11 protein-coding genes and 3 pseudogenes are annotated in these 12745 nt (G+C 57.4%); 5 read left to right on the top strand and 9 right to left on the bottom strand.

Annotated features, from left to right (window positions below; all coding sequences use genetic code 11):
• Positions 1-38 precede the first annotated feature (38 nt).
• Positions 39-1280: a UvrD-helicase domain-containing protein gene (locus tag ACSQ8V_RS19805; protein WP_436206861.1), complete on the top strand. Its 1242-nt coding sequence runs from the start codon at positions 39-41 to the stop codon at positions 1278-1280.
• 381 nt (positions 1281-1661) lie between these two features.
• Here the strand turns inward: ACSQ8V_RS19805 and ACSQ8V_RS19800 are convergent, their stop codons facing one another.
• Complete coding sequence (locus tag ACSQ8V_RS19800) at positions 1662-2669, bottom strand: oxidoreductase (RefSeq protein ID WP_436206860.1); 1008 nt, start codon at positions 2667-2669, stop codon at positions 1662-1664.
• A 642-nt stretch (positions 2670-3311) separates the two neighbouring features.
• Between ACSQ8V_RS19800 and ACSQ8V_RS19795 the strand changes: the two genes are divergently transcribed.
• Positions 3312-3638, top strand: coding sequence for a hypothetical protein (locus ACSQ8V_RS19795; protein WP_436206859.1), 327 nt, complete (start codon positions 3312-3314; stop codon positions 3636-3638).
• A 1253-nt stretch (positions 3639-4891) separates the two neighbouring features.
• Here ACSQ8V_RS19795 and ACSQ8V_RS19790 read toward each other — a convergent pair.
• On the bottom strand, positions 4892-5179 hold the full coding sequence (locus ACSQ8V_RS19790; protein ID WP_436206858.1) for a hypothetical protein: 288 nt from the start codon (positions 5177-5179) through the stop codon (positions 4892-4894).
• Here ACSQ8V_RS19790 and ACSQ8V_RS19785 point away from each other — a divergent pair.
• Positions 5132-5836: a GFA family protein gene (locus ACSQ8V_RS19785; RefSeq protein WP_436206857.1), complete on the top strand. Its 705-nt coding sequence runs from the start codon at positions 5132-5134 to the stop codon at positions 5834-5836. The two genes, ACSQ8V_RS19790 and ACSQ8V_RS19785, sit on opposite strands and share 48 nt — an antisense overlap.
• Before the next feature lie 281 nt (positions 5837-6117).
• On the opposite strand, the gene ACSQ8V_RS19780 is transcribed toward ACSQ8V_RS19785, so the two are convergent.
• On the bottom strand, positions 6118-6543 hold the full coding sequence (locus ACSQ8V_RS19780) for a helix-turn-helix domain-containing protein (RefSeq protein ID WP_436207966.1): 426 nt from the start codon (positions 6541-6543) through the stop codon (positions 6118-6120).
• A 141-nt stretch (positions 6544-6684) separates the two neighbouring features.
• Positions 6685-6921, bottom strand: a pseudogene (locus ACSQ8V_RS19775) (AraC family ligand binding domain-containing protein); the annotation flags it as partial.
• A 101-nt stretch (positions 6922-7022) separates the two neighbouring features.
• Here ACSQ8V_RS19775 and ACSQ8V_RS19770 point away from each other — a divergent pair.
• Positions 7023-7739, top strand: coding sequence for a DUF4410 domain-containing protein (locus ACSQ8V_RS19770; protein WP_436206856.1), 717 nt, complete (start codon positions 7023-7025; stop codon positions 7737-7739).
• A 78-nt stretch (positions 7740-7817) separates the two neighbouring features.
• Positions 7818-8267, top strand: a complete 450-nt coding sequence (locus ACSQ8V_RS19765) for a redoxin domain-containing protein (protein WP_436207965.1) — start codon at positions 7818-7820, stop codon at positions 8265-8267.
• 92 nt (positions 8268-8359) lie between these two features.
• On the opposite strand, the gene ACSQ8V_RS19760 is transcribed toward ACSQ8V_RS19765, so the two are convergent.
• The 5 genes and pseudogenes from ACSQ8V_RS19760 to ACSQ8V_RS19740 all read right to left on the bottom strand — a co-directional run bounded on the left by ACSQ8V_RS19760 (position 8360) and on the right by ACSQ8V_RS19740 (position 12047).
• Complete coding sequence (locus ACSQ8V_RS19760) at positions 8360-8608, bottom strand: hypothetical protein (RefSeq protein ID WP_436208030.1); 249 nt, start codon at positions 8606-8608, stop codon at positions 8360-8362.
• Positions 8609-8724: 116 nt separating this feature from the next.
• Positions 8725-8883, bottom strand: a pseudogene (locus ACSQ8V_RS19755) (IS5/IS1182 family transposase); the annotation flags it as partial.
• 17 nt (positions 8884-8900) lie between these two features.
• Positions 8901-9311: pseudogene (locus ACSQ8V_RS19750) on the bottom strand (transposase); the annotation flags it as partial.
• Between the two features lie 95 nt (positions 9312-9406).
• Entirely contained in the window at positions 9407-9871 is a 465-nt protein-coding gene (locus ACSQ8V_RS19745) for a hypothetical protein (RefSeq protein WP_436206855.1), read from the bottom strand.
• 925 nt (positions 9872-10796) lie between these two features.
• Positions 10797-12047: a patatin-like phospholipase family protein gene (locus tag ACSQ8V_RS19740; RefSeq protein ID WP_436206854.1), complete on the bottom strand. Its 1251-nt coding sequence runs from the start codon at positions 12045-12047 to the stop codon at positions 10797-10799.
• Positions 12048-12745 lie beyond the last annotated feature (698 nt).

The raw sequence follows: 12745 nt of genomic DNA, 5'->3' as shown, positions 1-12745 counted from the left end.
TGGCCGATGAGGTGCTCGGGGACATCGTAGGAAAACGGATGACAAAGGAATGGGCTCCCTCGACCTGGGGCCGAAATTTAACAAGATCGCCAGACTGGCGGCTGCGCCTCCAAGGCTTAGAACTATTGCTGACGGTGAATGGTCGGACTCACCGCGCAAATGTCGAGGAGGAGACCTCTTACCGCGTCAATCGGGGAGTCCTGTGGACAGACATCATCCTCCACCCAGGCGACGCCCGTGGAGTGAAGGCCGATGGTCTGCCCAATGACCATGGGGCCACTTTGACCCAAGCGCTGGAAGCCGCGCTGGTCGACAAGCGAATGCGCGAGGACGTGGCGTTTTTGCAAGGTGCTCACCAGACCGTTCTTCATTGGCTTGGGCTCAAGGCCCAACGGGAGCGCGCCGCGGAGACCGACCGGCGTTGGATCACCCATGAGATGCAAGTGGCCTTGGAGGCGGCACGGCCGTCGGTGGACGTTACGGCCGTCCGCACACGCATGCGAAAGCCCGGCGTGCAAGCCAAGCTCGGACAAGAAGCCACCGCCCTGGCGCTTTCCCTCAGCCAATTGGATGCCGACCACCGCTCCCACTGGAACGCCCTCAACGCTGCTCACACCGAGCGCGAGTTGCAGGACTGCAAGGACCTGTTCGACCGGGTGGAGAGCAAGCCTTTGACCGAGGAGCAAGCACGCGCAGTCGTCTGCTTCGACAACAGGGTACAGGTGGTCGCCTCGGCCGGCTCGGGCAAGACGTCCACCATGGTTGCAAAGGCCGCGTATGCCATTCACCGAGGCTTCGTTGCCCCGGAAGGCATCGTCCTGCTGGCCTTCAACAAGCAGGCGGCGGTGGAACTTGACGAACGCGCTGCCAAATCCTTCGAGCGGTTGGGCATGGACGGCGTCTCGGTGAAAGCCTCGACCTTTCACGCGCTGGGCCTTCGCATCATCGGCAAAGCCACCGGGAAGACGCCGGACATCCCCGATTGGGCCACCGACACCGTTGGGGGCTTTCGCAAGCTCACCGAGATCATCGACCAGCTCAAGGACCGCTCCCCTACCTTCCGGACCCAGTGGGACCTCTTCCGGTTCGTCTTCGCCCGGGATCTACCCGCGTTCGGCTCGAAGGGCTCACCCGACGTTTGGGACAATCAAGGCAACGGCCGGACGCTTACCAACGATGGAAAACGCGTTCGTAGCCAGGAAGAGGCGCGCCTTTGCGACTGGCTCTTCTACAACGGCGTGGATTACCGGTACGCATGGCATTCCAGATCGGGCGCGTAGGGCATCCGGGCCTGTCCGGGTCCATTCGCAAGCGGCTCACCGGGCCTGTTGTCTCGGCCGTTCTGTGGCGAGATGGCGCGCCGCGTCGTCGCCGTTCCAGAGCAAGAAGAAAACCGATTCAGACAGCTACGTATCGATCGGCATGCGTTGAGGAAATTCCGAGGGAAAATGCGGGTCTCTGCACGGTAGACAATTTGCAGGTCCCGCAGCCAATACCGACACTCAATGACGGTTCGGCAAATATCTTCCTCGCAGCAATCAGATCGAGCGCCCGACGCAGATCAGCGTCTCGACCTCGTGACGAATGGCCGTTATCGGCAAATCCAACAGGCCACGCCGCGTCGTATGCCGGCTCTCGACTTTGTAAGACGGCGCATACTCTCAGCCTCCCGCTCGCAACGAGAATTGCACCCCCGTCAGCGTTTCGCACACTTCCCACAATCGCCGTGCAGATTCTAGGTCCTTTGCTTGCGACGCAATCGCAGCATTGCCCACATGGTCACCGCGCATTTCCGTCCAGCCAGTTGGACCGTAGTAACCGCCGTCAGTTACGTCTGGCGAGGTTGCCGCATACAGTGTTGGTAAGGCGCCCGCGTCGTCGCTATTCAGCAGTGCGCCGATCAGATGGCTTGCCACGGCGCGTATTGCGCCATCCAGCGCGGACCGCTCTCCGGCACGAAACAGGTTGGTATTCGCCACGCCCGGATGGGCGGCGACCGACATCACACGCGAGCCGCTCGCGCGCAAACGGCGGCTGAGTTCGAGCGCGAAAATAAGATCTGCGAGCTTCGATTGCTGATATGACCGCATCGGCGAATAGCGTCGTGTGGATTGCAGATCGTCGAAGTTGAGACATCCCCGTTTGTGGGCAATGGATGCAACCGTCACTACGCGCGGACGTTCAGGCACGGTGGCCCTTTCCAGTAGCGGCATCAACAAGCCTGTCAGGGCAAAATGCCCAAGCACGTTAGTACCGAACTGAATCTCGAAACCGTCAGCGGTTTCAAGCCTCTTTGGCGGTGCCATGACACCTGCGTTATTGACTAGCACATGAAGTGGACGTTGCTCCGCAAGCTCGCCGCGCGCGAAATCCCGAATCGATCCAAGAGATGCAAGGTCCAGGGCTGCAAGCTCGGCACTCGCACCAACCACGTTGGTCTTCAGACGGGTTAGTGCCGCTTCTCCGCGACGCGGATCACGGCACGCCAGGATGACATGCGCCCCCTTCTGCGCGAACACCAATGCGGCGTGGTAGCCAATGCCGCTATTTGCTCCAGTGACCAGAATTCGTTTGCCGTCCAATGGCGGGATATCTGCCGGCGTCCAAGTTCCCTTCATATAGGCTTTGCTTTGGGCATCGTGGTTAGGAAACCAGAGTACCACTGTCATGGACTGTCCGTTCTGTAGAACACGTCAACGCCGTCAATATGCTGTGTGCGACATCGAATTCAATTCGGAAAATTTTTTGACAAAATTACTCACTCAGAGCAACGAGCTTTTCAAGTGGATACCCAAGAGCGCGAATTATCTCCCCCCGAGCCGCCGTATACTATGAGCAACCCGCGAATTTTGGGTCGCCGCGTGGCTGGTCGGGGAAACTAACGGCAGCGGCCACGGGATACCCCGGGACTGTGGGATAGTCTTGAGACCCCGGGCGAGGTGGCGAAGTTAGCGCCTCGAGACGAACGGCTGACGGGCGACGCTGGCTCCGGGGTGCATGAAAAAGATGCTCACGGGTTGGGTCTGAAGGCTCCCTATAGGATGGGGGCTGGGCTCAACTCCACCAGGATGCATCTCGAAAAACAGAGCATGCATCTTGAGCGTTGATCTCAAACCTAAGCATGGTGAGACAAGAACGGATTATCCATGGAGAAGCGCAGGTAAGCAGCGCGGTTTTCAGTTCCCATCCATCCGTTGTCTCATCCCACTTAACCTTTCCAATCGTTCACCGATTTGTTATCGAGTCACCGAAATAGTACTTACATCCGCTTGGGTCCGGTGGAGGCTTACGCAACCTCCCGTCGGCGCGTAATGGCCGTCCTCAACACCGCGATTGTGCTTTCTTTGCATTCGGAACACCCCCACAACCCGCCCGACGTGCTACGCGCTCTGCGGGAGGGCGACGAAATTGAGCCGCGCGACCTCGAACACATTATTCCCGGGATAGCGTTCACGCCTTGCCGGTTCATCCCGGCCACGGGTGAACTGCCCTTTCACAGGACGATGACTATCAGCGATGGCATTGTCACCGTGTTTTCGCTGGACCGTGAAAGCCAACCTGACGGCGCTGCCGCCGAGGCCCAATTGCGAGGAACTCTGGCACGCTTTGTCGTTACGATGCTTTATCCTCCTGCGTAACAGCGAAACCCGCAAGCGCCATCCGCCTAAGGAACATGCGGCCGACCGCAGCTTGCCAGGTGTGCGGGCCGACGCGCAGAGTTACGAATGGGACAACCAGTCAGATCAACGAGATCAAGGCCCAGTTGCAGAACGCGCAAGGTGCCCTAGCCCGGTTGATGTTGGCCAGCGGTCAGACAACGGGCCTGCTTTCGACCAGCGCATAAGCGGCACGTTCTGGTCTTTGACGGTAATTTCTGGAAAGCATGGAAGCATCTCCTGCCACATACCTTCATCCGATGGTCGCCGCTATGCTCCTGCTAGCAAAACTACGGACCCCGTCATCGTTACTGCCAAGAGGACCAAACGTATCGGGTATCTAGTGCCAACTTCTCAAGCGAGACGTGAAAGACGTCATCGAGAAGTTACAGGCAGAGTCGAAGGAAGCGGCGAAGGCTTGGGGCGCCTATTGACCCGTTCGGGCTGGACCGCTGGTGAAATTAACGGCTGGACCGCGCCAATACCCGAGAATCGGAACACATGGCATGTGGCCAAAAGGCACCCACTGACACAGCTAAATTTCATGCTCTTTCGCTGCTGCGACAAACCGCGCCGCGTCTTCGCCGCTGCGAGACATACATCTCAATGCTCAAAGACGTGCTCGCCGGGTCGAGGGGGCGTTCTCAAAGGCAGGCCGAGATGCGCGTCTCCTCTGCGGGGTGCGCCCTGTCCCGACAGACGGTTAGTGGGGCTAGGAAAGCCCCGCGACGCTCGTGCGAGACGCCGTGTCGTAGCACCGCGCAATCTGTCTAGCGCCCCGGTGAACGAGTAGCCGCAGTTTCTTCGCTGCTACGCGCCAGAATTGCCCATTCTGGCGACGCTACACGACATAATTGCCCATTCCGGAGACGCTACACGACAAAATGAGCCATCAGCCTACCCTTCCTTTGCAGCTACGCGACAGGCTGTCGAACATAGTAAGCCCCTCGACGCTAGCGCAACCAACGGCGACTCTCTGCCGAGGATGCCGCGGCCAATTCCATTTGGGTGTCACTGTCGCCACGAAAGTATCAGGTAAGCCAGCAAGGGCAGAGCAAAATGCTGCGATGCACGCGCTTCGCCGTCCCGAGTCCTCCGTCGGCCACCTGCATGCAAAAGCGGCTCCGTCCGATGCTCTCGCCGACCATCGACGAATGGCGGCTATTAAACGGCCGCCGTCCGGTGCCTGGCCTACTATGCTGGATGGCCGAACGCGTTCTCGGCGGTACCGGTAGTTAAGGGTGTGTTCGAAAGCCGGGGAGTAACGACGGCCACTCGCACCCTGCGAAAGAGAATGAATGCATACGCTCGTCGAGATTGCGGCATGCCGCGGAACCGCTGATAAATGGCACAAGCTCGCTGGCAATCGGCATGCGCCGGCCGTGTCGATCGCGGAAGGGACCCAACACTGGCGGACCCAGGCTAAACCCGATCAGGTAGCCGGAAATCGTCAGCTCGATGGTTCCCGGGTCTGCATGGAGCGCCGACCCAAATGCCGGCAAAGCCGGCAGGTAGAGGTCCATCGAAATCGACGCGAAGTCCATCGGCGCACTGAGGATTATCAGCCTTCGCAGGCCGTGGTTTGCAACGTACCGGAATATGAACCGGGCGCCCAGATCATGATCGCGACGAAATTCGGCTTAAGGACGGTGAAGCGAACAAGGGTCTCGATAGCCGGCCAGAACACATTCGTGCAGTCGCCGAGCCGCAATCGAGTTGCTATTATCGGTTTCGTGTCCGGAGTGCGGGCACCTACGAATCTTGGAGGGATCGTGAAAGTCGACGGTCAATGCCATTGTGGCGCCATAACCTATGAAGCAGAGGTGGAGCCCAATACAATCTCAATCTGCAACTGCGCAGATTGTCAACGTCAATCCGGCACGGTGTTTCGTGCGAACGTCCCAGCGCCGTCGGATAAGTTTCGCATTCTCAGCGGAACGCCGCGTACCTACGAGAAGACAGCCGACAGCGGAGCGAGACGCATCCATGCGTTCTGCGACAACTGTGGAGGCCCTATCTACGCGTGCGCCGCAGAGAATCCGCAGATTTTTTCTTTACGCCTGGGAACGTTAAATCAGAGATACGAGCTCGGCGCCCCTTATCGGCAAATATGGACTAAACGCCGCTTCGCATGGCTAACTGATCTTGACGGTATTCCCGGGACTGAAGGACAGCCTTGACTCCACCCAGGGAAAGCATGGCGGCCCCTTCATCGGACGTCCATACCTTGACCGTCTGACGGTTACTTTACGGACGGCTGCTTTCGCGTATCGAGCTGCCCGTCAAATGACCGCCCAACGATCTTGCCGAGTGTCTGAAATAGCCGGCTTTTGCCTGTCAGCCATCGGCGGAAGTCGACTCTGAACGGCCGTCAATCGACCGCAGGGCGAACGACGGCGGTATAGTTTTTAACAGCCATTCACAACTGGGAATCAACAATGACCATTTCGCGATGGCGTAGTTAAACTGTCGGAGCTTTCCCAACCGCACGCGCGAGTGCTGCGGGGCTCAGTCCAGTGTGCCGATGGCACAGCATCACAAAACTGCTCACGCTGTCGTAGCCAAGAAGGAACGCCGTCTCCGTGACAGACTTCCCCGCAGCCAGCAGTTCTACCCCATGAAGCAATCTTGCGAGTTGGCGCCAGCGACCCACTGACAAGCCTGTTTCCGCCTTGAAATTACGTGTGAGGCTGCGTCGGGACAACCCTTCAGCCGCAGCCAGCTCGTCGAGCCCCGCATCGTCGTCTGGTTGCTGTAACCATCGCTGGGCAACGTTACGCAACGCGGCGTGGTTTGGCATCGGCAGCACAATAGGTAAGCCTTGAGCGCCTGAGATTTCGTCGAGGAGTACTTTCAGAAGATTGGCCTCCGGAGGCGAAAGTGACATGCGCGGCCTCGCGTCTGCCGCCAAGCGGTCAATGATCGCGAGAATGATGGGCGTGCTCGCCAATACTCTGGGTTCTGAAGGTAGTCCTCGGCACAATTCCGCCGAAAGGTGGATACGCACCCCACGAATCCTATCGGTCTCAGCGCCATGCGCTGCACCTGGCGGAATCCAGCACAAATGTCCCGCAGGAATCAGCCACTGCCCCGCCGCCGAATGAGACTTCACAAACCCCGAACGAAGCAGAAAGAGCTCACCGTGTGGATGCGCATGCATGAATCTCGTTAGGTCGTAGTCTGCATCGGTAAGGACATGCAGGACGGCTGTCTTACCTCGTCCATCCGTTGCCGAAAGCGAATCGATTAGAACTTGAGTGCTCATTTGGCCCGATACCATTCAATTTTGGATGATCGTGCGTCGCGCAGAACGCTTTAAAAACGGACAATTCGATAAACCCGCATCCATGCACCTACATCATCTCCATGACACCCATCCGCAAGCACTTTTCGCCGCTGATTCTTGCCGCCGCTACGCTCATGCTAGCCGCCTGCGCTGGCACGCGGGTAAAGGACATGGAAACGAGTTCCTCTACCATTGGAACTTCGTCGCCTCACACTGTAGCGGTACTCGTAGAAAACAACAGCCCCGCACCGCCTCATGCGTCGCGCCGTGCCTCGCAATTGGAGGATGCAAAACTCGTAGTTGCGACCCTCACGGATCAGCTGAGCAAGGTACTCAGCGGGCGAGGCCTCGTAGTCGTATCACCCGACGCTCATCCTGATTTGACCCTTCGGTGCAATGTTCTTGAAGTCCGTGGCGGAAATGAATGGCTGCGTGTCCTGATCGGCTATGGCGCTGGTCGCGCGGAACTGCGTACGAAAGTCACAGTGTTCGACTCGACCGTCGCGATGCGGTCCCTCATTGCGTTCGAGATCGATAGCACGACGGGCAAGATGCCAGGTGCGGGATATGGTCTCGCGTCAGGGCAGGCTCTCTCGGCAGGCGGCGCAGCGTTGAGCATACCGGGCGCGATGAAACAGGGCCTCGGGCAAGAAGTGAACGATAGCATCAAGCACATTGACCATGAACTTGGCCAATACTTCAAATCTCAGCAGTGGCCCTACTCGGCCGGTGACGCGGGATCAGTCAGCGCGTCTCGGACCACGTCCCTTCAAGGCGTCGCATCTACACAACGCTAATCGGACACCACCGTGAACATCTCCGACTTGGTAGGGCTGCGCCTGCCCGACATTTGCCTTCCATCGACGGTAGGAGATATGTGCGATCTGAGCACCTCGCCTTCAGACGCTATCCTCATTTTTTTGCCATTTATATTGCCGCCCGAGGAATCGCCACCGAAAATCGCGCCGACCGACCGGTCCGTAACTGGGGGACTTGAACAACTCCTGTGCTTCGTCAGGCTCCATCCGGAGTTTGCATCTCGCGGTATCGCGCTATATGGAATCAGCACCCAGTCGCCCCTCGTACAACGCATTACGGCGGAAACGCTGGCATTGCCGTTTCCATTGCTCAGCGATTCGAATCGGGCATTTTGTAGTCGACTCAACCTCCCGATGATCAACAAGGGGGTGCGGATGCGGATTCCGCGTGTCACACCTTTAGTCATTCAGGTGCGTGAAGGGCGAGTGGCGCGGGTGTTTCACCCTACCCCCTCATCGCACTACTGTGCGACTCATGTACTGCATCAGGTCTGTACTACCACGTAGCAACCGCCCGAGTCCACGCCTCTTCATTCCGTCGAAGGGCGTTGTTGAATGAAGAAGAATTTGATCAAAGCGCCCCGATGTTTCGCTACTTTTTAGATTTTAACGGACACCGGCATTCCGAGATTGGTCATTCGGTTTAATGCAGACGCACTGAACCACGCCTCGGTTTTCTGCTGCGGCAGCGCTCGCGCCTTCATGGTGTTGCCGAAAATGCGCTTGTAGCGCTGGATCGCAAGCTCGGCATAGTTGCGCAGGTTGTAGCCTGTGATCTTCTGCCAGGCCAGCCGACCTTGTAGTGCAATGGCTTCAATATGGTGGTCACTCTGCGTATTGCCAGGCATTGAGAGCACGGCTGTTTTATGCGGTGGAATACCACTTTAGCGTTGGGCTGCTGGTTCAGGACAGCTTGATAAACCAGATCACCATCGTACGCGCCGTCACCGATGAAGGTATCAAAAGGGGCGTCGATTTGGATGAGTAGATCCACCCGCGCCGAGGGATCGGCGACTTCCGGAGTGGTGAACTCGCAAGCAAGAACTTGATGGCGTTCGTCGATCGCAAGATGAAGTTTGCGCCAGGTCCGGCGAGCCGGGACATCATGTTTTCTTGGTGCCATTTGTCTTTACCGTAGACCTTGAGTCCAGTGGAATCAACAATGACGAGGCTACCTGGTTCGAGCGCCTGGCTCAGCGCATGTCGGGGTATTGAAATACTGCGCTTGGAACCGCTGCTGTAATCAGAAATGCTGATGGTGCTCTTCATGAGGTGGGCGAGCGAGTTCATGAAACCTTCGGTCTGGCGTAACGGCAGATGAAAGACCTGACGGATAAACAAGGTGGTCTCGATTGCAAGATCGGAATGCTCCTGCGGCCTGCCACGCGTGCCGGTCTTGGCAGGATGCCATGCGGCGAGCGCCCCTTCGGTGAACCAGATTGTGATATCGCCACGTTGGCGCAACGCTTTGTTATATTCGCGCCAGTTGGTCACTTTATAACGCGCTTTTTCAATCTTGTGAAGGCGACCCTGATTGTGTTTATACGGCATGGACTCTTCTGCAGGTGAAATCACCGCAGATCATGCCAGATCGGCCGTCCTCAAGCTCAAGATCGATTTATTCAACAACGCCGAGTCCCATCAGGTCATCTTTGTTGAATATCGAACCAAGTTTTGGTTACCTCTTTCTTCATGACCTTAGAACCAGCGTCGATAGATGGAATAATAAGAATTGCTAGAGTTATCCAATACCACGTCGGATAAGCTGTTTTGATCCGAAGTCCAGCGATGACGACGAGCGCCGCCAGGAGGATGCCGACGATAAGGCTTGCGCTCTGGCTACGTCCGACAACCGCGGTTAGTGCACCACCGATTGCGCAACTGAAGCAGTCAGATGCCAATTGCAAAACAACGTACGTGATATCTGAATGGTTCACATAGATATATTTGACTATATCGCCGGCGATTGAACCGAGCAGAAAGATCACGACGAACCCTAACGCGATCGACATTAATGCCCTAAGCCTCATCGCGAAGCCACTGGGTGTAGTCGGGTAACCGGTCATCCGATTGTCAAAGACGAACGCTCCTTCATCGGCCTTTGTCGACATTGGGGCGGGTTGGGTTCTACGTCAGCAACGTGGCGGATTGCTGACTGTGGTGGCATCGAGCAGTTGGACGGCAGCTTCCTGCATCAGCGAACTCACACTCCCGACCCACTTGCGACGATGGAGCGCGTTGAAACCGGATACCTAGATTGGTTTTTGTGCGCCCTCAACGTCGCAGTTGGGGACGCACCGGCGTGCGAAGCGAGTAACTAACGGCGCCGCCGTTGGGCGTTCCCCTCGAGCTGCGCGTCAGCCAGCTTCAGCATCGCCCTCATCGTCAAGCGAAATCAGATGTGTACGGCGATAAAACGGAATGGGTGCCGGTAGCGCCAAACTCCTCAGAGAGCCGTTCGCGTACCGGATCCTGGGAAGGGAGCAAGGCGGCAGAACCGATGGTTGGGAAATCAGCGTCCCGAATCGAGCAATGGCGTGGGCCATATTTCGTAGTGTTGAATGACCACCCACTGGACTTCGCGAATATCCCGGAGTCCTCGCCATTGTGGCAGGCCAAGCTGAGGTTCGTAGCAAATCTCAAAAACGCGTCTCCCCACGTCCCCGAGGGCGTCCCAGTACTTCTGGCGCATCGCGGTAGTTATTTCGAGGTTTTTCTGCGTATCAAAGGCGCATCATGCAGTAGAGCTTCCGCTGCCCAATGAGCCGCTTGTTGTGGCGCGGGTTGCCAGCAACTGGCTCCATGGAACAAACCACGCAGCGGGCACGGCAGGCATAATAAGCAGACGGCCGGTTCGGAGCGGTTTCACGATCGTCGCCTCATGGCCGTACTGAGTCGGATGACCTCAATCATTCTCTGACTTGTCGAAGGAGCAAAAAGTGCGGGGACGGATGTGGCAAAAAACCGTTGTCAATGGTTAATTTTACTAATGATAAGACTACGTATCATCCACGGGTGGCGAAGTTATGGCCGACGTCAAGGGGGGTTGGGTACGGGCAGTACGGCGACTTTGCGCCACGCAAGTTCGGCCCCCGCGAAGTCGGCCTGGCCGATCAGCGTCTCGAAGAGTTCGTTTGCCCGGATCGCCTGATTGGGCACGTCGCCGTTGAGCCAAAGGTCGCAAAATGTGTTGATTAGGTCGACGTCGGACTGTTTCGTCGCATCCATATCTAGATCCACGAGAGACTCAAAATTGCTGGCTGTAAGCCCCTTGGGTAAAACCCAGGTGTCTTTCTGCAGGCACGGGCGGATCAGTGGATTCATGCGGACGACGGAGTCGGAGACGCACTTGTCGGGGAAGCAACACCCTGCGCCACCCAACGCGAGGTGGGCGGCGTAGGTCGCAGCGTCCGGGGGATCGGAGACAACGCTTTTGCCCATCTCGGCGATATCCGCGGGAAGATTGGGCGATCGCTGGTGCAGCACAAGCGCCGGGTCAGCGGTGGTGGGCGAGTCGGGTTCGACGAGCGGCAGGCTGGTATTGCCAGTGCCGATCGTCAGCGCCACAATCGAGCCTGGTTCAATCTCATATCGATTCTGGTTCACAAGCGCCTCGAGCACGGCCGCCTCCACGGGATTGTTATAGCCGCCAACGGCACCATCCCAGTAACGGTGAGGCACGAAGCCCGCGCTCGCAGGGAACACTGCGGGCTGGTCGAAGTAATTGATGGGCGCGTTGGTCGACGCGTGGATCGCCTCGGCAAGGGTCGGCGCCTTTGGCTTTGTCCAGTTGTAGGCGAGACTTTGGGTGTCCGAGCGGAAAAAGACTGCGCGGCGTAAATCATAGTCGAACGCAGGGATCATAATCATAGGCCACGGACGGTTGCTGCTCGGCAGCGTGCCGAGCAGTTGATCAAGGCTCGTCGCTCCGTAATTCGTCAACAGCCTCTGTATGCCGATAAACTTACGCGCCGCTGAGTACTTTGGCCCAAGATGCAGGGTCGCCTCGAGGATCTTGTCGCCGAATCCGGCGATGCCGAGCGGCGCGAAAATACTCGCGCGCTGCGCAGCGTTCTGGAAGAGGTTGTCGATCGCCTTGAGTGAAAGGTTCTCTATGAGCTCCCCTAGCACGAGTGAGCCGCCGGAATTTGCCGCGACCAGATCGAAGTCTTTTAGCACATCGTGGCCGGTCGCGGTCTCACCGTAAAGCTTCATCAGGGCTCGGGCCTGAATCAGCGCCCACGAACCGCCGCCGTCGAGCGACAGGATTCGAAAGGGTTTGCCCATGTTCTCTCCAGTTTGATGATTGCTTTTGGAAGATGCTGAACACATCATTCGAGTCTTTGACTCTTCCCTTCGGTAGTCAAACTAGCTTAGGCGAGCCGGGGTAGACTGATTACAGTGGTGCATTGTTTTGTGTTCGGTAGTGAACATAAGACCGCGCCTGCGCGATCCTCGCTCGATCGCTTCGACAGCCTTAGCGATTCCCGAGCAAACCGTGGTTCGAGTTGATATGCCATCCTAGCGGCTCCGCGATAGTCGCACAGCGGTTTGGTTGCGAAATAGAAAAAACGAATTGATGATGTATCGGGTTGGTTGGCTTACCTCGATATCCTTGACTAAAGAGCGTCCAACGTACTTATTTGCAGCACTCGCGAATACCCTTCGCCACTAGCATTGAGCAGCCCGCTTCGCGCACGTCGGCGGCCGTCCGCTTACGGAATTCGGAGGATTGTTCATGGCAGAGGTCGTATGCACGAGAGCGTTCGCAGCGCCGAGCGCAACGATTGTGTGAAAGGCGTATCGCGACCGAAAGTCGACGATCGGGCTCGAGCTACCGCAACGACCGCTTCCGAGGGCGGATTCAACCAGTGGATGCAACACACTAGAGACTGCGCAAGCAGTGGAGTGTTGCAAATGAAACAGCGACGCCAGGTTCACTACACTGAGCATAACGCTCGGGTGGTAAGCGATTATCTATTTCG

Source organism: Caballeronia sp. LjRoot31, assembly GCF_964253885.1.
Taxonomy (GTDB): domain Bacteria; phylum Pseudomonadota; class Gammaproteobacteria; order Burkholderiales; family Burkholderiaceae; genus Caballeronia.
Note: the sequence above shows the minus strand (reverse complement) of the source record. Positions and strands in the feature narration are given on the sequence as shown.